We start from the raw sequence: 20,724 nt of genomic DNA, 5'->3' as shown, positions 1-20,724 counted from the left end.
TTGATGTATTCAAAAGCGCATCAAGGTAAAAAAACCAATCTTGTTTTTTTTATACATTTTTTAACAGTTACTCTTGCTAGTTTCATAAAAAAACAAGTTCTAATTTGCTGAAAATGAGGTTAAATGCTGCCTATATCTCCAATAAAACAGGACTCATAGTGGCTATTTCTGCCTGTTTTCTCTAAGATTACTTTAAAACGAACGCAATCGGAAAAGAAATACAAGTAGCATATACCTTTCCCCTAAGCTTTACTATCTTTACACTTACAATCCTAAAAAAAGCGAATTAGAATAGTATAAAATAGCCTATGAAAACAGTACCTACCCCCGAATGGTTCGCTCTTTATGAGCAAAAGAAGGAGGGCTTACACGCTCCCACCGATTTTAATCATTATTTTAGTGCAACTGAAATTTGCGAGCGAAAATTATTTCACCTCAACCTAGGAGACTTAGCCTTTCCAACGGGTCAAATTATTGTTCGAGATCCCTTAGTGTATTTGCAACGTGATGCACAACCCTATTTTACTACTATTCCTCCAGGAAAATATCCTTTGTCCATCTTAGTCATGGAAGTAGAAGAAGATCATTTTCGCTATGTAGCTTTTCGCTTAAAAGTGACCTCCAATCAAGCTGTTACTCATTATGAAGCCTTACTTGGGCATGAAAACTTATCCGATTTTGAGGAAGGGGAATATTTTGGATTCAATGTAGATGCAGGATTAGCTACGATTGTTGATGAACAGACCAAAGAAGCTTACTGTGCCTTTGAACAACAATGGCTAGCAGCCCATCCAGGGGGCAATATATATGATGATTATTTAGCGGCTGAATTCAAGAAGAGCTATGAAGAACATCCGCAATACCAAAGGCCTGGTGGAGATTGGATTAATTTTGCCATACCTGATACAGATTTAACGATTCCTATGATTCAAAGTGGCTACGGAGATGGGACTTATCCTGTTTATTTTGGGTATGATGCGGCCAACGACGTTTGTGAAATCATCGTTCAATTTGTCGATATTGAACTGACATTTGAAGATGAAGATGAAGATAAAGCATAAAAAAAGTCGCCTAATGGCGACTTTTTTAATCATATCGAATTGCCTTAACTGGCGATATTTTCGTAATTAAATAAGAGGGAATCAACAAAACCAACATAGCAATCAACACCACTCCTACATTAAGTAAAATCACATCCGTGAGACGAATTAAGACAGGAGCTTCTCTTACGTAATAAGAGGTAGGATCTAATTTAATAACTCCTGTATATTTTTGCAGGAAGAGCATGCCCAAACCAATAGCATTTCCATACAAAAGTCCTTTGCCAATAAGATAAAAGGCATTGTACAAAAATATTTTTCTCACAGTCCAGTTTGTTGCCCCCAAGGCTTTTAGCATCCCAATCATTTGCGTGCGTTCTAAAATCAAAACTAATAGAGCAACAATCATATTGATGGAGGCTACGGCAATCATAATGATAATGATTACCTTAATATTAAAGTCAAACATATCCAACCAACCAAAAATATTCTCATACTTTTCTACAATGGTTTTACTGTCTACTGTTGACGGTAAATTCAAGTAAATCTCACTGCCCTTCTCTTCAATTTGATCAAAGTCTTTCAACAGTACTTCAAATCCTCCTATTTCATTTTCTGTCCAACGGTTTAAGCGTTGTACATGACGCAAATCGCCGAGCACAACATTTTCATCAAACTGCTGTAATCCTGAATTGTATAAACCTACAATTTCAAATTGACGAATATTAGGTACTTTGTTGCCCCAATCTTTCATAAAATAGGTATTGACTTTATCTCCTAGTTTGAATCCCAATCGGTTGGCAATATAAGTGGACATGAGAATCTCATTGCTCATCGATTCCCCAAAAACAGGTAGGCGTCCTTGTTCGAGGTATTCTGCAATTTCATCAAACTGATAGGTCTCGGTTACGCCTTTATATACTATTCCCTCAAAAGCCTGTTCAGTTCGAATAATCCCCGCCTTGGAAGCAAAGGGTTGCACACTGCTTACCCCATCTATATTTTCAAAGGTTGGATAGAACTTTTGATTTAATTCAATGGGTTTTAAAGTGATATCACTAACATTCGAATCATATTTTGTAATGACAATATGACCGCTAAAAGCTGAAATTTTATCTCTAATTTTGTGTTTCAAACCTAAACCAGTAGCCACAGACACCAACATCATGATAATCCCTAACGCAATAGCTGTGATAGCGATTTTAATAATTGGAGCAGAAACACTACTTTTATGGTTCTTTGTAGTTACTAAGCGTTTAGCTATAAAATATTCTAATTTCAACTTTGTTATGGTATCAAATTCAAGAGTCAAAAATACATTATTATTCTTAGTAACGCTATTGATTTATAGTGTAAATTCGTATTCTTTTTCTGTGGAGAAAAGGACAATTACGGCAGATTCCATCTCTACAATTATCGTTGGGGCAGAGAATACTGCTGCATATTTTAATCTTCTTCGACACAAAAAAGTAGGTGTTTTAACTAATCAAACGGGGGTTGTCCGCCAAGATATTTCAACGAATGTGTATACCTCAACGGTTGATTTTTTATTACAACACAAGATTGACGTTACAAAAATATATGCACCTGAACACGGGTTTAGAGGAACGGCTGACGCAGGGGAATTAATCAAGGATGGCAAAGACATCCAAACAGGTTTGCCTATTATTTCTCTGTATGGCAATAGTAAGAAACCATCCAAAGAACAATTAGCAGGTATTGATATTCTAATATTTGATTTACAAGATGTCGGAGCGAGATTTTATACCTATATTTCTTCCTTACACTACGTCATGGAAGCTTGTGCTGAACAAGGCCTTCCGATTTTGGTACTTGATCGTCCAAATCCCAACATTTCCATTATTGATGGACCGACATTGGAAATGAAAAACAAGAGTTTTATAGGAATGCACCCTATACCAACGCTTCACGGGATGACTATTGGTGAATATGCACTGATGATTAATGGTGAAAAATGGTTAACGAACGGTATTCAAGCAGATTTAACCGTCGTTCCCAACTTAAATTACAACAGACAGCTAGATTATTCCCTTCCCGTAGCTCCCTCTCCAAATTTACCTAATGACCAATCCATCAACTTATATGCGAGTTTGTGCTTTTTTGAAGGAACGAATGTGAGCTCTGGACGTGGAACAGATCTGCAGTTTCAAATTTACGGTTCTCCCTTTTTACAACAAATGCCGTTTAGTTTCACTCCCAAGCCAAATACGGGTGCCAAAGATCCAATGAACAACGGCAAGCTGTGCTATGGAGAAAACTTAGCTCATCACCAACCTGTCAAACGACTGGAACTTACCTGGTTGTTAAAAGCTTACCGTCAATCGACAAATAAAGATAAGTTCTTTACGAATTTCTTTATCAAACTAGCTGGAACTGACACCTTAAAACAACAAATTATCGCTGGAAAAACAGAAGAAGAGATTCGTCAATCTTGGCAAAAAGAACTAACGGCTTTTAAGACCATGCGTACTCCTTATTTATTGTATGTCAAGTAATTCTTTTTCATGAAACAACTGCTATTTTCTCGTCGAACCCTGCTTAGTATTGCCATTGCTATTGTAAGTATTACTTCCATTGCAATGCTATTTCTGAGCATTTCCATCAATAGTAGTTATGAAGAAACCTATCAAGACATCATCAAGAAGAGTTTTAACCATCGAAAAAATGCATTAGAGGTCGAATTCAATCTGATTGACAAACAACGAGAGATAGTAAGGGAAGTGGCGCAATCCACTCCTTTGGATCAGCTCAACCTAAAATATGAGATACTCAATGAAATTCAACCACATCATACAATTCCCAGCTACAATTGGTTTATCATTCTAGATGAAACTCATCAAGTTGTATCGCACAACTTAACCCCTACAACAGTTCTCTCTTTAGATACCCCTTTTGTACAACAACTGATACATCAAGACCATCTGTCCAACATCAACAATTTTATTCGTCTTAACTCCAACTTATACTGGGTATGTTGGAATAAAGTACAACGAGAGGATAAGCAAGTCCTAACTGGTTTTATTTTTGATGTAAGAGCTTTACACACGCATTTGACAACCATTGATATTACCACCCCAAACTATGCGTATATTTTCACTACAGATGGTACCTGTATATACCATCCTGAATGGGAGTTAGTGGGCCAAAATATCTTTGCTGTTTCTTCGACGACCAGTCAGGATACAACAGCGAGTAAAAGCCAGAAGGCTGTTCCTCAAGTGGTTCAATCAGAGTTTTTGCAACTCGAAGTCTATCGTTTTTTTACTGCTTTCAACTCTGAAACCTTTAAAGGATACATCAGTATCAACTTTCCGAAAGTCAATGTAGATGAAAATGTAATTCCCTTAAAACGCAATACCTATTTAATTTTTATCAGTTCGATTTCAATCATTTTACTCCTTCTTTATTTCTTTAATGAAGAGAGTAAACGTGCATTTCGCGAAAAAGAGAAACTCGCTGTAGAACAAGAAAAAATGAACAAAGAAAAAGCGTTGATGCAGTTGAAACAGCTAAAAAATCAGATTAATCCCCATTTTTTATTCAATTCACTCCATTCACTTTATATGTTAATTGTACTTGACAGTGAATTAGCACAAAAGTTTACCTTGAACCTCAGTAATACCTATCGTTATCTTATTCAATCCCCTGCGAGTAATTTAGTTGAATTGGATCAAGAACTTAAATTTATCGAACACTATATTGCCCTACAAAGCATTCGATTTCCGAAGGAACTCCATTTTGAAGTGGTGGACAAACGCCATGCCCCTACAAAAACGAAGATTCCTTATTTAGCCCTACAAATTGCAGTAGAAAATGCCATGAAGCACAATATTGCGACACTTGACGCACCGTTGTCAATTCAAATTATCCTAACCAATGAAGAAGTAACAGTAACCAACAATATTCAACTCAAAGAGCAAAAAGAAGAGAGTGAAGGCTTTGGCTTATTTTACATTGCATCTGTCTACCAATATTATCAAATCGAAACCTACCAAGTCTATTCACAAAATGAGACTTTTATTTGTGTATTCCCCCTGCTGAATTGTTAAAATATCCATTCACTCCCAAAATAAATCCACTCACTCCTGAAAATTTTAAGTTTAACGCGAACTGCTATAGCTTTATCCCTCACTTAACTTAAACTTAACATTGTAATGAATCGAAACACGGTTAAACTAAGTATCAGTACTTTAGCTTTACTAGGGTGTTTAACACAAGCGCCAACAGGCTTATTATATGCCAAAGAAAAGAAAACGGAAAAGAAAACGGAAAAGAAGGCAGAAAAAGGCAAGGAGCAAGAAAAGGACTCTACGGATACGAAAGAAAACAATTACGCTGATTTAATAAAAAAAGGGACTTACACTAAAGGACTATTTAACGTTATTCAAGTCAAAACGGATGTTTATTTTGAAATCCCCGATAGTTTATTGAACCGTCAGTTTTTGTTGGTAAACAAGCTTTCCCAAGTACCTTTGGAAATCAATGATGCTGGAGCGAACAAGGGCATGAATTACGAGAATAAATTAATCACCTTTCACAAAGATACTTTAGCAAATAAAATTTGGGTCAAAACAGAAACACCACGTGTTTCTTCACCGAAAGAAGATGCGATTACGCGTTCTGTAGCGGATAACTTTATCGAGTCTGTTTTAGAAGTATTCGATATTGAAACGCAAAACCCAGATTCTACGGCCACAGTTATTAAGGTAAACAAAGTATTTGATGGAAATCAAAAAAGCTTCAATGACGTTTTATCCGGATTGAGCTTACCGACTTCGATCAAAACAAACTTATCCTATATAGAAGGAATCAAGACATTTCCAGAAAATATTGTGGTGAAGTCTATGATGACTACTAGTGTAAATGAGGGTTCAGGAGATGTATCTGTTTCTATGGGCGTTACGACAAATATTGTACTCTTGTCTAAAGAGCCAATGCAACCGAGAATTGCGGATAAACGTGTGGGATATTTTACAGAAAAACACTGGTACTTCAGCGATGCACAACACAAGATGGATGAAAAGGAGTTCATTACCAAATGGAGGATGGAACCCAAAGAAGAGGATATTGAAAAATACCTTCGTGGGGAATTAGTTGAACCGAAAAAACCGATTGTGTACTATATAGATCCTGCTACGCCCCCACAATGGAGAGAAAAAATTATTGCAGGTGTTCACGACTGGCAAGTAGCCTTTGAACAAGCGGGGTTCAAAAATGCAATTACTGCCAAAGAACCAACGGAAGAAGATACCGATTTTGATATTGACGACGTGCGTTATTCGGTAATTACTTACGCAGCATCGCCTAAATCAAACGCTATGGGACCTTCTGTTATTGATCCGCGTAGTGGTGAGATTATTGAATCTGATATTATTTGGTGGCATAACGTGATGACTTCTGTGCACAGTTGGATGCGTATTCAAACGGGACCAATTGACGAACGAGCGAGAGCAAATAAATTTAGCGATGATCATATGGGAGACGCGATTCGCTTTGTTTCTTCACACGAAGTAGGACACACTTTTGGATTGAAACACAATATGGGAGCTTCTTTTGCTTTTCCTGTGGATTCTTTGCGTTCTAAAACCTTCACCGATCAAATGGGCGGGACTGCTCCTTCTATTATGGATTACGCCCGTTACAACTACGTCGCACAACCTGAAGACAAGGTAACTGCAATTACACCTCAAATTGGTCTATACGACAAATATGCTATCGAATGGGGATACCGTTGGTACCCCACGGCAGAGCAAGAAAAACAAGCACTTCGTAAAATGATTGAAGATCACCAAGATGATCCGATGTATTTTTATGGTGAACAACAAAGCTACTTGAACATCGTCGATCCGAGATCACAATCAGAAGACTTAGGAAATGACGCGATGAAAGCAAGCGAATATGGATTAAAAAATTTAAAAATTGTAGTAGACAATATCATATCATGGACCTACGACCAAGGAGAAGACTATTATGAAGCTGGAAAATTATACATGGGCGCTATTGGACAATGGCAAATGTATAATCAACATGTTTTAGCTAACATTGGTGGTGTTTATTTAGATCATGCTGTATACGGAAACAACAAAAAAGCATATCAACCCGTGCCTTACGAAACACAGAAAAGAGCCGTGGATTATTTGAGTCAACATGTGCTTACTATTCCAAACTGGTTATTTTTCAATGACATCAATGAAAAAACGTACAGCTTAAAAGATTCTCCTGTCGGTCCATACGAATATTCGCCTTACTCTTTAGCAAGAGAATTGCAATACACTGCGATTTACCACATCTTAATGGACGAGCGTCTACTCCGTTTATTAGAAAGTGAAGCTTTGCAAACCCAAACTCAAGGGGAAAAAGTGTTTACGGTTCAAGACCTATTCAATCAATTGAGAAGTGAGATCTTTGCTCCTACTAAAAAAGGGAAATCACTGACCATATTAGAGCGAATGACACAGAAAAATTACGTGGATGCGTTAATTATTGATGTGAACAAACTATTTGAAAAAACAAACAAAAAAGGGTTACTCCTCGAACAATCGCTGCAAATGCCTACCTTGTGTCGTGTTTCACTGAATGACAATCAGTTGAGAAACATCAACTATACGGTGATGAAACGTGTTTCGGAGGTTACCAGTTATAAAAAAGGAGAATTATTTGCTATTCAAAAATTAGTAAGCAAAAAAGCTAAATCAGGTGATGCAGCAACACGAGCACACTATGCAGATTTAGCAAACAGAATTAACCAAGCTTTAGGTATTTAAACTAACAACCTTACATAGTTGAGAAAATGAAAAAACTATTTCTTTTATTTTCGTTCTTTACCCTAACTCTTGCTCTAGCCCAAGAGAAAAGAACGATTACAGGTTTTGTTCAAGATGCGAGCGACAAATCGGGTTTACCAGGTGCATCGGTTATTGTTGAAACACAAAGTGTATCAACAGAAACGGCACAAAAAGGAATTATCGAGAGTACGAGTATTGGAACAATGACGGATTTTGATGGTAACTTCTCCCTTGAAGTGCCAAGAGAAACAAAAGCCATTCGCGTAAGTTTTATTGGCTACGCTTCTAAGTTAATTCAATTAACGACAAAGACACATTACAACGTCTCTTTAGGTACAGATGAAAACATCTTAAATGAGGTAGTGATTACAGGGTACCAAACCATTGAAAAACGCAAATTAACCTCGTCTGTAGCGCAAATTAGCATGGCTGATATTGAGCAAACAGGGGTAGCAAGTGTGGATCAAATGCTAGCCGGCCAAATTGCCGGAGTAGCAGTAACAACTCCTACAGGAGCCCCTGGTGGACCTGCTAAAATTAGAATCCGTGGAACCGCTTCGTTAAATGGACCACAAGACCCGCTATGGGTGATTGACGGAATGCCATTGGAGGGAAACAATGTTCCTAATTTCAATGACAAAGACAATATCGATCAATTACAAAACTTCTCTATCGCTGGCTTAAATCCAGATGATATTTTAGATATTACCATCTTAAAAGATGCATCGGCAACTGCTATTTACGGAGCAAGAGCAGCAAATGGGGTAATTGTAATTACAACGAAAAAAGGTAAGAAAGGTGAAATGAAAGTAAATTTCACGGCCAATACCTTCGTCAATGAACGTCCGCAATTCTCTAAATTAAACTTGATGAATGCATCTGAAAAAGTGGATTTTGAGTTAATGTTAGCTGGACGCGCTGACATCAGTAACCTGCGTTCAGGGCAAGGAGAAGTAGCGCGTATCTTAAACCGAAACAACGAATTAGATGCTTATAGAACTGGTGGCTTTAGCGCCTTATCCACTGAAAGTCAAAGCGCGATTAATCGCCTGAGAACCACAACAACCGATTGGGGAAAAGAATTATATCGTCCTACATACAACCAACAGTATGGCTTGAGCTTATCTGGTGGTGGCGAAACTTCTGATTATTACTTCTCTTTAGGCTACTACAATGAGGAAGGTACAACGATTGGAACAGGTTTTGAACGTTATAATATCACGTTGAAAAACAACTTCCAATTGACGGATAAATTAACCGCTGGTGTAGCTTTATTTGGTACACAATCAAAAAAAACAAGCTTTATCTCGGATAAAGACGCGAGTGTAAACCCTGCAAACTATTCGAGAAATGCCAACCCATACCTACAACCATATAATGAGGACGGAAGTTTTCAATATGACCCTGATATCGATGGAACTGGAGATACCTATGTTCCGTTTAACTTCTTAGAGGAAAGGGAAAATACCAAATATGAATTGATTAACCAATCATTAAAAGCTGTATTTGATTTAAACTATCAAGTTCTGGATGATTTCAAAATAACGTCTCAACTGGGTTTACAAATTGACAACAACGATACAGAAAAATACTTAGGTAAAGAAACGTATAATACGAGAAAGTTTAGAGAAGGTACGAGATATTACGACAAAGCATCCAAAGAGTTTAAATACTTCTTACCTGATGGTGGAATAATCGAGAACTTCTCTGATAAATACTTCCAATACAATTGGAAAACACAAGCGATGTACAACACCATCCTCGGCGATATGCACGAGATTGATGTAATGGGAGGGATGGAAATACGAAAAGAGGAGAATAAGCAAATCAAATCCAAAGGTTTTGGTTATGATCCACTAACGTTAACAACGGTAGAAATTGACCTTCCTGAAGGGTATACATCAGCGAACAAAAAATTGTATGAAACATATACAAGAGCGAAAAACGAAAATGCATATGCTTCTTTCTTTGCGACTGCTTCTTACACCTACGACAGAAAATATACCGTATTTGGTAGTGTGCGTTATGATGGTTCTAACCTATTTGGAGTTGATCCAAAATACAAATATTTACCGCTATGGGCTATTTCAGGTTCTTGGTTGGTATCGAATGAATCTTTCATGGAAAACCTAGATTTTGTCAATAACTTCCGCCTACGTGCTTCCTATGGTTTACAAGGAAACATCGACCGTACCACATCTCCATTTGTTATTGGAGAATACAGTAATTCGACCATTCTTCCTGGCTATCCAGAAGGAACCATTCAGGTGACCAACTTGCCTAATGGTACCTTGCGTTGGGAAAAAACAACGAATACGAACGTTGGTTTTGATTTAGGTTTATTCAACAACCGTATCGCTGTCGAATTTGATGCCTATAACAGAAAAAGTACGGACTTAATTGGCTTACGTGCCATGCCGTTCGAATCTGGTTTTGAATTTACCAATATGAATTGGGCACAGGTAACCAATAGAGGTTATGAGATTTCATTGACCACAAGAAATATCGTACGTCCTAATTTCTCATGGAGTACTACTTTCAACTTTGCGCACAACAAGAGCCGAGTAGATCGCATCCAAGTGAATGACGGAGAATATCTACCTTCAAGAGAAGGACATGCAGTAAATTCTGTTTTTGTGTTGAAAACAGCAGGGTTGGATGAAAAAGGGAATGTGATGTTCTGGCAGGATGGCGAAAAAGTATCGGCTAAAGATTTCTTCCAACTATACGATGCTTGGGAAGAAGTGATGCCAGGTTATATGGTGGGTTCAGGAATTGGTCCTGAAGAGTCTAGAGACTTATTTACTTATGCGGGAGATCGCGATCCTAAATTTACAGGAGGGATTATCAATACATTCAAAATCAACAATTTTGATTTTACTATCTCTGCTGCCTTTAATTTAAAACAAATGGTGACGCGTACTCCTTCCTATAATTCGGCTTTAGTTGATCCAGGAAGAAACTACACAAAAGATGTATTAAATATGTGGACGCCAATCAACACGGAAGGTACCTTACCAGCCGTAACAGGAAATGATCCTTATGATGGAACAGACAATTGGATGTTGACCAAATGGTTTGATGGTGGTGCTCCAATTAACTATTACAACTACTTGGATATTTGGGCAAAAGAAACCAGCTATATCCGAATCAGCAGCATGCGTTTAGGGTATACTTTACCTAAAGCAGTATTAGATAAATTGCGTTTAGATAACGTTCGTTTCACTGTAGAAGGACGAAACTTGTTTGTATTCGGAACGAATTACAACGGGTATTTCGATCCAGAAACGTATGGAAATATCTACGCTCAACCCATCCAAAGATCATTTTCTTTAGGATTAAATGTAACCTTCTAATCTTTGCGTATCATGAAAAAACTAGTTTTACTACTCGGATGTCTTACCTTAAATTTATCAACAGTGAGTTGTGATAAATTCTTAGACATTGAGCCTGAAGGAAAAATTATTCCAAAATCAACAGATGACTATAGAAAGCTGATGACTACTGCTTACTTTGCTTATCCACGACATAAAGCCTTACTGACAATTCGCACAGACGAAGTTCAGATTCCATCGACAGATAATAGTGATTTCACTGAAGTTCGTGATGTATTTGCTTATAATGATCAAAATCCAAGCGATGGAACCAGAGAATACGGATACGCTGATTTATACAAGGTTATTTTCTATGCAAATCAAACCATCAATGATGGTACGGGAACAATGCAGGCAGGAGATACAAAAGAACAACTCTTAGGAGAGGCTCATGCCTTACGTGCGCTAGCGTATTTTGATTTGGTAAACTTTTTTGCCAAACCCTATGACCCGGCTACTGCAGCAACAGAACCTGGTATTGTGATTCAAAATGAATTAGACCTCGAAAACAAAAGACCTAAATCAACGATAGCTCAAGTATATGCTCAAATCCACGCGGATATTAATGCTGCTAAAAGTAAGTTGAAAGTAGCGACTTATGATGCAGGGATGAACTACCGCTTTTCAAAATTGGCTATTTATGCCCTAGAAGCCCGTGTAAACTTGTACCAAAAAGAGTATCAAGCTGCTTTGGAAAGTGTAGAACAAGCGTTAAAAATAAAAAATACACTACAGAATTTAAACGAAAGTACGGACCTAGCGGTAACTAACTTTAAATCGCCAGAATCCATTATGAATTTAGAAGATGTATTTAAATCGGGGTATTTGTCTTTTATCTTTGCCTCTGAAGAACTAAAAGCAAGCTTCGACACAGAAAACGATTTACGCTATGCCGCTTCTTTTGATGAAGTAGGAGGTAATACTATCGCAACAAAAGTTGGAAATGGAGATACAAAAATTTCATTTAGAACCGCTGAATTGTACTTTATCAAGGCAGAAGCTCATCTTTTCTTAAACCAACTCGATCAAGCAACAGCTACTTTACAACCGGTTATTGAAAGCCGTTACAAAGTAGAAGCCGTAGCAGCAGTAATCGAACAATTAAAATCGATGAATGTAGCCGCATATAAAACATACCTATTGGAAGAGCGATTCCGAGAATTTGCTTTTGAAGGTCAACGTTGGTTCGACTTAAGAAGGTTAGATCAAAAGAAAATCGTCCACCAATTAGGCAACGAAAAATTTACACTACAACAAAACGATCCGCGTTATACCTTGCCTTTCCCAAGAAAAGCAAGAGAAAACAACCCCAATTTATAGCCGGTGACACTGCAAAAAGCTACCAGAAATGGTAGCTTTTTTATATTTGATACACTGTCGAAAGTAATCGCATTTTTAGAACGACTAACTTTTTACTACTTTTACCAAAAAAAAGGTGCGAATAGCCATAGTCGAAGATGAAGCTCTAGCAGCAAATTATCTAAAGAAATTAATATTGAACCAAGATATTCTACCCGTTTCGGTTAGTGATATCGTCATGCTCTCTTCTATTAAAGAAGCAACGGCGTTCTTTTTTCAACATACTGTTGACCTCATCTTCATGGACATTCATTTAGGTGACGGAAAAAGTTTAGAAATCTTCGATAAAATTGCCGTAAAAAGTCCGGTGGTCTTTATCACAGCTTATGAAAACTACGCCATTGAAGCATTTAAACAATTTGCTATTGGTTATATTTTAAAACCCTTTGACAAGCACGCCTTAGACGAAGTATTACTCAAATATGTCACCATTACCAAACGCATACAAGACGAAGCTCCTCCCAAACAAGAATCAGAAGAAGTCAATAGAAAACTAAAAGATCGCTTTTTGATTCACGATGGACATCGATTAAAATCGATAGAAACCACGGAAATCGCCTATTTATTCGCATCAGGCAAGCATTTATTTCTACATACCTTTCAGGATGAACGCTTCATTTATGATGATACTTTGAAGGATATCATTGAAAAATTAGAGGCCAAAACTTTTTTTAAAATCAACCGTAGCTTTATTGTTAACATTCAAGCAATCAAAGAAGTAATTCGCCATAACAGTCAAAAAATAGAACTAATACTCAAGGTACAAAGCGAGGACCAATCTCCTATTTTTGTCAGCAAAGCCCATATTACTCCGCTGAAAGATTGGTTAAGTTAAATCGCCATTCGATGCCTTACGACTTATTTTTTTTACTTACATTTGAGTAAAACTAAAACAAACGCTGTTATGAATGTAGGAGAATATATTGTGAACCTCATCGATGGAATTCTGGATTTCTTTCAACTAATCAAAGATTATTTAGAGGATGCAGTAAGTATTTTTGAAAAAATAAAAGACGTTGTACTCGACATTCTCGATTACTTTTCAGCTCAAATGGAAAACCTGACCGAAGAGGCTGTTGCACTATTCGAAGAAGCAGAAGAGAATCATTTCTTTATTTAGTTTACCATTTATTTTACCATAATTTTCTTTTTCATTTGCTCCACTACTTCATAAGCAGCTGGACAAATGGCTACATTTGCTAAGGTAAGATTAGCTATTTGTTGAAACTTTTTGCGATCCGTATGGGGATATTCTCTGCAGGCCTTAGGGCGTACATCGTAGATCATACAGTAATTTTCTGCATCGAGAAACGTACAGGGTAGTTGTTGTAAAACGTAGTCGTTATCTTCATCAATTCTCAAATATTGATCAATAAATTGCTGGGGTTTGAGACGCAAATGCTTACTGATTCGCTCAATATCAGCACTAGTAAACAAGGGTCCTGTTGTTTTACAACAATTGGCACACGACAAACAATCCGTTTTTTTAAATACTGCATCGTGGATTTCCTGCATTTGATAATCCAAGTCTTTAGGTGCTTTCTTTTGCAGCTTTGCCAAATACTTTTTATTCTCATTATGCTTATCTTTGGCTAACTTTGGCAGCTGTTGCAGTATTTTATTCATCCCTTTGTAAATTGAAGGACAAAATTACAACAACTCCCATTTTTATCGCTCAAAAATCGTCAAAAAAAATGAAAGACCTCATTGGCCAAGCCATCCTAGATTATCAAATCACCCAACAACCAGCCGTAATCCTGACGGAAACAGATATATCAGAAGCAGAAGAAATGGACGTTTCCTATTGGTTTCGCTCCTATAAAGATATGCCCGAATTGGAGCAAATAGCTTTAAAACGGAGCAAGGGAAAAATTTTAGATGTGGGATGTGGCGCAGGATCTCACTCCCTTTATTTACAAGAAAAAGGATTGGATGTCACCGCCATTGATCTATCACCAAAAGCTATTGAAGCCTGTCGATTAAGAGGCGTGAAAAATACAAAAACAACTAATATTCTTGACATCAAAAATGAACAATACGACACAATTCTACTTTTGATGAATGGAACGGGCATTTTTGGACGATTAATTCACATTACTATCTATTTAGAACATCTCAAAAGCTTACTTACAAACAACGGACAAATTTTAATCGATAGTTCGGATTTAATCTATATGTTCGACGAGGATGAAGATGGAGGAAAATGGATTCCGATGGACAATAAAGATTATTACGGAGAACTTGTTTTTAGCGTAGAATACAAAGGACAAACAGAAGATGCCTTTCCGTGGCTCTATTTAGACTATAATACACTACAGAATGCCGCCCATGGAAGTGGTCTGACCTGCGAATTAGTATACGAGGGCGAAAACTATGAATACCTCGCAAAATTAACTAAAAAAGCCTAAGCAAATGCTTAGGCTTTTTTAATTTTATACTGCTTAATTTTCCATGTATTTCATCATGATTCCATTTATTCCTGCTCCCCATTCCATACCAACTTGTTGTCCTTTATCGTACAACACCCTGTTCTTTTCATACAATTTCTTTCCAATGGGCGTATTATACAGTTGAATCAATTCTTTGATTTCATTATGTGTGAACTCCTCCATATACACTTCAGCCATTCTACTCTTGAAATCCTTCAAGCTTTCCTCGAATTCTTTTTTAAATTCAGCACGTCTTTCTTCTGGAACGTTTAACATGATATCTTCTGTCATATAGTCAAAAGCTTTCATTTGTCCACTTACTTCCATGTATTTTTCAGCGTCTGCTTTGTAAGCAGCATCTTGTGCAAAACCGAAATGTCCTGCTAGCATAAATGCAGCTACGAGTACAATTTTTTTCATAATTATAGTTTCTTTTGTGTTGTAAATATAAAACTCTACTAAGGAATATCCAAGTACTTATGAGTTTGTAAGGATATTTTCCATTGCGGATGTTGCTTGACATACTCAATGATTAACGGCATCATCACCGCGCGTTTACTCCATTCAGTCTGCAATAAAAGTAAGGCGTCCTTATTCACCTTAGCCGCTTGTTCTTCTGCGAAAATAAAATCGTGTTTATTGTAAATTACCACTTTTAATTCATTGGCAGCTGCATATGCACTTTCTGTCGGAAGTTTTGCTTTCTTAGGCGATAGACAAACCCAATCAAAATCACCCGACATCTCATAGGCCCCCGATGTTTCTATATTGGTTTTCAATCCAGCTTCTTTTAATTGCTGCGTCAGGCAATCTAAATTATACATCAAAGGTTCTCCTCCTGTAATCACAGCTAAATTAGCCACAGCGGCCGCATCAGCAACCATTTTCTCCACAGGCGTTAATGGATGCAAGTCCGCATCCCAACTTTCTTTTACATCACACCAATGGCATCCGACATCACATCCTCCTAAACGAATAAAGTAAGCCGCATGACCGGAATAAAATCCTTCCCCTTGAATGGTGTAAAACTGTTCCATCAAAGGCAATACTTTTCCTGTGGTCAATGCCTCATTTTCTAGGCTTTCTTGTATCATACTAAACTAATTATTTTACGGGTATTTCCACTTTTTACCGTATAAAATTCCCCTGCAAAGATAAGGTAAAAACACAAACCTCCTGCTTTATACACTATTATTCCACTTGTAGTACCGCAATTCTTTATTTGGACTCTAGCTCTTCTACTTTGTACCTACTAGAACTCAATCTTCAAATCAAAAAAAAATCCAGCGTACTGTATACGCTGGATTCTATAGTAAAAATGCCTAAATGCTTAACTTTTATTTCTTTTGCGATCCGTCTCTTTTAAGAAGATTTTTCTCAAACGCAAAGACTTCGGCGTTACTTCCACGTACTCATCTTTTTGGATGTACTCTAATGCTTCCTCTAAAGAGAATTTAATTGCCGGAACAATCTTTGCCTTATCATCTGATCCTGATGCACGAACGTTAGTTAATTTTTTCGTTTTTGTAACGTTAACTGTCATATCATCTCCACGAGAGTTCTCACCAATAACTTGTCCTTCGTAAATATCTTCGTTTGGATCAACGAAGAACTTACCGCGGTCTTGCAATTTATCGATAGAATAAGGAATCGCTTTTCCGTTCTCCATAGAGATTAATGAACCATTGATACGTCCAGCAATTTCCCCTTTGTACGGTTGGTACTCTAAGAAACGGTGCGCCATAATTGCCTCACCCGCTGTTGCTGTTAACAATTGATTTCTCAATCCGATAATACCTCTAGAAGGAATTAAAAATTTAATGATCATACGGTCTCCTTTTGGTTCCATACTCAACATTTCTCCTTTTTTCAACGTTACATACTCTACTCCACGTCCTGATAGGTTCTCTGGAATATCGATTGTTAACTCTTCCACTGGCTCACATTTAACCCCATCAATTTCTTTGATGATTACTTGTGGTTGACCAATTTGAAGCTCATATCCTTCGCGACGCATTGTTTCAATCAAAACCGATAAGTGTAATACACCACGTCCGAATACCATAAATTTATCCGCACTATCCGTTTCGTTTACGCGCAACGCTAAGTTTTTCTCTAGTTCTTTATTTAAACGGTCTTTAATGTGACGAGACGTAACAAATTTACCTTCTTTACCAAAGAATGGCGAGTCGTTAATAGTGAACAACATACTCATTGTTGGCTCATCAATTGTGATAGTTGGCAATGCTTCTGGATTTTCGAAATCTGCAATAACATCTCCAATTTCAAATCCTTCTACTCCTACAACCGCACAGATATCCCCTGCATGTACTTCAGACACTTTTTTACGACCTAATCCTTCGAATGTATGAAGCTCTTTAATTTTTGATTTTACGATTTTGCCATCGCGCTTAATTAGAGAAATATTCATTCCCTCTTTTAAGATGCCACGGTGTAAACGACCAATCGCAATACGCCCTGTAAATGTAGAGTAATCCAAGGATGTAATTAATAGCTGTGGACTACCTTCGCGTACTTCTGCCGCTGGGATATGCTCTAAAACCATATCTAACAATGGTTCTAATGAATCTGTCTGTTGCTTCCAATCCGTAGACATCCAGTTGTTTTTAGCTGAACCATAAACGGCTGGGAAATCCATTTGCCATTCTTCTGCACCCAATTCGAACATTAAGTCGAATACTTTTTCGTGTACCTCTTCTGGTGTACAGTTTTCTTTATCTACTTTATTTATAACCACACAAGGTTTTAACCCTAAGCTGATTGCTTTTTGTAATACGAATCGAGTTTGAGGCATAGGTCCTTCAAAAGCATCTACAATTAATAGAACACCATCTGCCATATTCAATACACGCTCTACTTCTCCACCAAAATCCGCGTGTCCTGGAGTATCGATAATATTAATTTTAGTTCCTTTATAACTTACAGATACGTTTTTAGAAACGATTGTAATTCCTCTTTCTCTTTCGATATCTTCGTTATCTAGAATTAACTCTCCAGAAGTTTCATTTTCACGAAATAACTGACAGTGGTGTAATATCTTGTCCACCATTGTTGTCTTACCATGGTCAACGTGTGCAATAATTGCAATATTCCTAATTTGTGTCATAAAAGGATTTTAAAATTATATTAGTATTCATTGAAACGTATAGTATAAACAAAAAAAGCCCTCATGGAATTGAGAGCTTAGTGTATGTCTTCTATAAACACAACCTATTGCTTCTTATAAAGCAGCAACGTGTTTTGTTAATTTAGATTTTAAATTAGAAGCTTTGTTTGCATGAATGATATTTTTCTTTGCTAATTTATCAATCATTGCAACCACTACAGGTAATTTATCAGCAGCATCTTTTTGATCTTCAATCAAACGTAAAGCTTTGATCGCGTTACGTGTAGTTTTATGCTGATATCTGTTTAATACTCTCTTTTTTTCGTTACTTCTAATTCTTTTTAAAGCTGACTTATGATTTGCCATTTTTTAAATATTTTATTAAGTCTATACTATTTTTTTCTGTAGTCCGTAGGGGAATCGAACCCCTGTTACCAGGATGAAAACCTGGCGTCCTAACCCCTAGACGAACGGACCAAAAAACTCGTTTTTGATTCTCGATGAATCTTGTAGTCCGTAGGGGAATCGAACCCCTGTTACCAGGATGAAAACCTGGCGTCCTAACCCCTAGACGAACGGACCAAAATTTGATTGTGATTCTATAAAAGAATCTGTAGTCCGTAGGGGAATCGAACCCCTGTTACCAGGATGAAAACCTGGCGTCCTAACCCCTAGACGAACGGACCAAAAGTGCATTATCCAATTCTAAAAAGAATCTGTAGTCCGTAGGGGAATCGAACCCCTGTTACCAGGATGAAAACCTGGCGTCCTAACCCCTAGACGAACGGACCAAAAATGCGTTTATACTTCTAAAAAGAACGTGTAGTCCGTAGGGGAATCGAACCCCTGTTACCAGGATGAAAACCTGGCGTCCTAACCCCTAGACGAACGGACCAAAATGCGTTAACTTCAAAAGAAGTTGTAGTCCGTAGGGGAATCGAACCCCTGTTACCAGGATGAAAACCTGGCGTCCTAACCCCTAGACGAACGGACCATTTTGTTTATCTAACGCGGATGCAAAAGTACAATATATTTTTAAACCCGCAAGAGAAAAAACAAAAATTTTTATTTCTAATAGGCTTTTGCAAACAACACTCTTCCCTTAGAAGGCGCTCCTGTTAATACACAAACCCCAGCCTCTTCTTTTCTATCCATTGGAATACAGCGAATTGTAGCTTTCGTAAGATCTTTAATCTTCTCTTCCGTCTCAATTGTACCATCCCAATGCGCAGAAACAAAGCCTCCTTTATTTTCCAATAAATCTTTGAACTCCTCAAATGAATTCGCCTCAGTAATATGCGAATCTCTGTATTCCTTCGCTTTGTTGAATAAATTCGCTTGAATCTCCTCTAACATATCCTGTACATAAGTCACAATATCGTCTTTCGCTACAATCTCTTTGGTGAATGTATCGCGACGAGCTACTTCAAATGTACCATTTTCTAAGTCTTTTGGTCCAATTGCAATACGCAACGGTACTCCTTTTAACTCGTATTCATTAAATTTCCATCCTGGCTTGAACGTCGTACGATCATCAAACTTAAACGAAATATTCAATTTTTTCAATCGATCAGTTACTTTCTTCACTTCTTCGCGAATCGCCTCTAACTGCTCATCCGTTTTGTGAATCGGTACAATTACAACCTGAATTGGCGCTAAGTTTGGAGGTAAAACCAACCCATTATCATCCGAGTGTGTCATCACCAAGGCTCCCATTAAGCGCGTACTTACACCCCATGACGTTGCCCATACATATTCTTGTTTTCCTTCTTGACTCGTAAACTTCACATCAAACGCTTTGGCAAAGTTTTGCCCTAAGAAGTGAGAGGTTCCCGCTTGTAGAGCTTTACCATCTTGCATTAATGCTTCAATACAGTAGGTTTCAATTGCACCAGCAAATCGCTCATTCTCTGTCTTAAAGCCCTTTACTACTGGAATCGCCATAAAGTTCTCTGCAAAATCAGCATACACGTCTAACATTTGTTCTGCTTCTGCCACCGCTTCGCGTTCTGTAGCATGTGCTGTATGTCCCTCTTGCCATAAAAACTCAGCCGTTCTCAAAAACAAACGCGTTCTCATCTCCCAACGCACAACGTTAGCCCATTGATTCACTAAAATAGGTAAATCACGGTAGGATTCAATCCACTTTCTGTAAGTATCCCAAATAATCGTCTCCGACGTGGGACGAACGATTAACTCTTCTTCTAATTTAGCCTCTGGATCAACTTCAATCGTCTTGCCATCTTCTCCTGTCTTTAAACGATAATGCGTTACTACTGCACACTCTTTCGCAAATCCATCCACGTGACTAGCCTCTTTACTAAAATAAGATTTGGGGATGAATAAGGGGAAATACGCATTTTGATGTCCTGTCTCTTTGAACTTCTTGTCTAACTCTGCTTGCATCTTCTCCCAAATAGCATAGCCATATGGCTTAATAACCATACATCCTCGAACTCCCGAATTTTCGGCCAAATCAGCTTTTACTACAAGCTCATTGTACCACTTCGAATAGTCCTCACTTCTCTTAGTAATATTCTTGCTCATTTTTAATATATTAGCAGTTAAGTTGTTTAACTCTTAATTAAC

16 protein-coding genes and 6 tRNA genes are annotated in these 20,724 nt (G+C 37.6%); 9 read left to right on the top strand and 13 right to left on the bottom strand.

Translation table 11 applies throughout. From position 1 onward, the window contains the following. Positions 1-308: 308 nt before the first annotated feature. The gene (locus ACLJX0_RS14715; RefSeq protein ID WP_410881503.1) at positions 309-1,061 is read left to right on the top strand and encodes a DUF4241 domain-containing protein; all 753 of its coding nucleotides are present in this window, start codon (positions 309-311) and stop codon (positions 1,059-1,061) included. Between the two features lie 25 nt (positions 1,062-1,086). On the opposite strand, the gene ACLJX0_RS14710 is transcribed toward ACLJX0_RS14715, so the two are convergent. Further along, positions 1,087-2,322 carry an ABC transporter permease gene (locus ACLJX0_RS14710; protein WP_410881501.1) on the bottom strand — a complete coding sequence of 412 codons (1,236 nt, stop codon included), beginning with the start codon at positions 2,320-2,322 and terminating at the stop codon, positions 1,087-1,089. Positions 2,323-2,329: 7 nt separating this feature from the next. Here ACLJX0_RS14710 and ACLJX0_RS14705 point away from each other — a divergent pair, with 7 nt between their 5' ends. The 7 genes from ACLJX0_RS14705 (at position 2,330) to ACLJX0_RS14675 (ending at position 13,699) form a co-directional block, all read left to right on the top strand. Then, positions 2,330-3,556, top strand: coding sequence for an exo-beta-N-acetylmuramidase NamZ domain-containing protein (locus tag ACLJX0_RS14705; RefSeq protein WP_410881499.1), 1,227 nt, complete (start codon positions 2,330-2,332; stop codon positions 3,554-3,556). Between the two features lie 9 nt (positions 3,557-3,565). After that, the gene (locus ACLJX0_RS14700) at positions 3,566-5,110 is read left to right on the top strand and encodes a histidine kinase (RefSeq protein ID WP_410881497.1); all 1,545 of its coding nucleotides are present in this window, start codon (positions 3,566-3,568) and stop codon (positions 5,108-5,110) included. Positions 5,111-5,215: 105 nt separating this feature from the next. Then, positions 5,216-7,825: a zinc-dependent metalloprotease gene (locus ACLJX0_RS14695; RefSeq protein WP_410881495.1), complete on the top strand. Its 2,610-nt coding sequence runs from the start codon at positions 5,216-5,218 to the stop codon at positions 7,823-7,825. Positions 7,826-7,851: 26 nt separating this feature from the next. Next, on the top strand, positions 7,852-11,202 hold the full coding sequence (locus ACLJX0_RS14690) for a SusC/RagA family TonB-linked outer membrane protein (protein ID WP_410881493.1): 3,351 nt from the start codon (positions 7,852-7,854) through the stop codon (positions 11,200-11,202). A gap of 12 nt (positions 11,203-11,214) precedes the next feature. Next, entirely contained in the window at positions 11,215-12,540 is a 1,326-nt protein-coding gene (locus ACLJX0_RS14685) for a RagB/SusD family nutrient uptake outer membrane protein (protein ID WP_410881491.1), read from the top strand. Between the two features lie 115 nt (positions 12,541-12,655). After that, positions 12,656-13,414: a LytR/AlgR family response regulator transcription factor gene (locus tag ACLJX0_RS14680; RefSeq protein WP_410881489.1), complete on the top strand. Its 759-nt coding sequence runs from the start codon at positions 12,656-12,658 to the stop codon at positions 13,412-13,414. Positions 13,415-13,483: 69 nt separating this feature from the next. Then, the gene (locus ACLJX0_RS14675) at positions 13,484-13,699 is read left to right on the top strand and encodes a hypothetical protein (protein WP_410881487.1); all 216 of its coding nucleotides are present in this window, start codon (positions 13,484-13,486) and stop codon (positions 13,697-13,699) included. Between the two features lie 8 nt (positions 13,700-13,707). Here ACLJX0_RS14675 and ACLJX0_RS14670 read toward each other — a convergent pair whose 3' ends face one another. Then, a complete protein-coding gene (locus ACLJX0_RS14670) occupies positions 13,708-14,205 on the bottom strand; it encodes a YkgJ family cysteine cluster protein (protein ID WP_410881485.1) in 498 nt (165 codons plus the stop codon). Positions 14,206-14,273: 68 nt separating this feature from the next. On the opposite strand from ACLJX0_RS14670, the gene ACLJX0_RS14665 reads away from it, so the two are divergent. Then, positions 14,274-14,987: a class I SAM-dependent methyltransferase gene (locus ACLJX0_RS14665; protein ID WP_410881483.1), complete on the top strand. Its 714-nt coding sequence runs from the start codon at positions 14,274-14,276 to the stop codon at positions 14,985-14,987. 33 nt (positions 14,988-15,020) lie between these two features. Here ACLJX0_RS14665 and ACLJX0_RS14660 read toward each other — a convergent pair whose 3' ends face one another. The 11 genes from ACLJX0_RS14660 to proS all read right to left on the bottom strand — a co-directional run bounded on the left by ACLJX0_RS14660 (position 15,021) and on the right by proS (position 20,682). Next, complete coding sequence (locus ACLJX0_RS14660) at positions 15,021-15,428, bottom strand: DUF2059 domain-containing protein (protein ID WP_410881481.1); 408 nt, start codon at positions 15,426-15,428, stop codon at positions 15,021-15,023. Between the two features lie 38 nt (positions 15,429-15,466). Further along, entirely contained in the window at positions 15,467-16,102 is a 636-nt protein-coding gene (locus tag ACLJX0_RS14655) for a 7-carboxy-7-deazaguanine synthase QueE (RefSeq protein ID WP_410881479.1), read from the bottom strand. A 236-nt stretch (positions 16,103-16,338) separates the two neighbouring features. Next, positions 16,339-18,135, bottom strand: coding sequence for a translational GTPase TypA (gene typA / locus ACLJX0_RS14650; RefSeq protein WP_410881477.1), 1,797 nt, complete (start codon positions 18,133-18,135; stop codon positions 16,339-16,341). Between the two features lie 114 nt (positions 18,136-18,249). After that, on the bottom strand, positions 18,250-18,501 hold the full coding sequence (rpsT, locus tag ACLJX0_RS14645; RefSeq protein ID WP_002987410.1) for a 30S ribosomal protein S20: 252 nt from the start codon (positions 18,499-18,501) through the stop codon (positions 18,250-18,252). Between the two features lie 39 nt (positions 18,502-18,540). After that, positions 18,541-18,612: transfer RNA gene (locus ACLJX0_RS14640), tRNA-Glu, on the bottom strand. A 33-nt stretch (positions 18,613-18,645) separates the two neighbouring features. Further along, positions 18,646-18,717 (bottom strand) — tRNA-Glu (locus ACLJX0_RS14635). Positions 18,718-18,749: 32 nt separating this feature from the next. Then, positions 18,750-18,821 (bottom strand) — tRNA-Glu (locus tag ACLJX0_RS14630). Between the two features lie 33 nt (positions 18,822-18,854). After that, a tRNA-Glu gene (locus ACLJX0_RS14625) sits at positions 18,855-18,926 on the bottom strand. Positions 18,927-18,958: 32 nt separating this feature from the next. Then, positions 18,959-19,030 (bottom strand) — tRNA-Glu (locus ACLJX0_RS14620). Between the two features lie 27 nt (positions 19,031-19,057). Next, a tRNA-Glu gene (locus ACLJX0_RS14615) sits at positions 19,058-19,129 on the bottom strand. 77 nt (positions 19,130-19,206) lie between these two features. Beyond that, positions 19,207-20,682 carry a proline--tRNA ligase gene (proS, locus tag ACLJX0_RS14610; RefSeq protein ID WP_410881475.1) on the bottom strand — a complete coding sequence of 492 codons (1,476 nt, stop codon included), beginning with the start codon at positions 20,680-20,682 and terminating at the stop codon, positions 19,207-19,209. Positions 20,683-20,724: the final 42 nt, after the last annotated feature.

Source organism: Myroides sp. DW712 (genome assembly GCF_046557355.1).
Lineage (GTDB): Bacteria > Bacteroidota > Bacteroidia > Flavobacteriales > Flavobacteriaceae > Flavobacterium.
The sequence above is the reverse complement of the archived record's forward strand: the minus strand, read 5'-3'. Positions and strand labels throughout refer to the sequence as shown.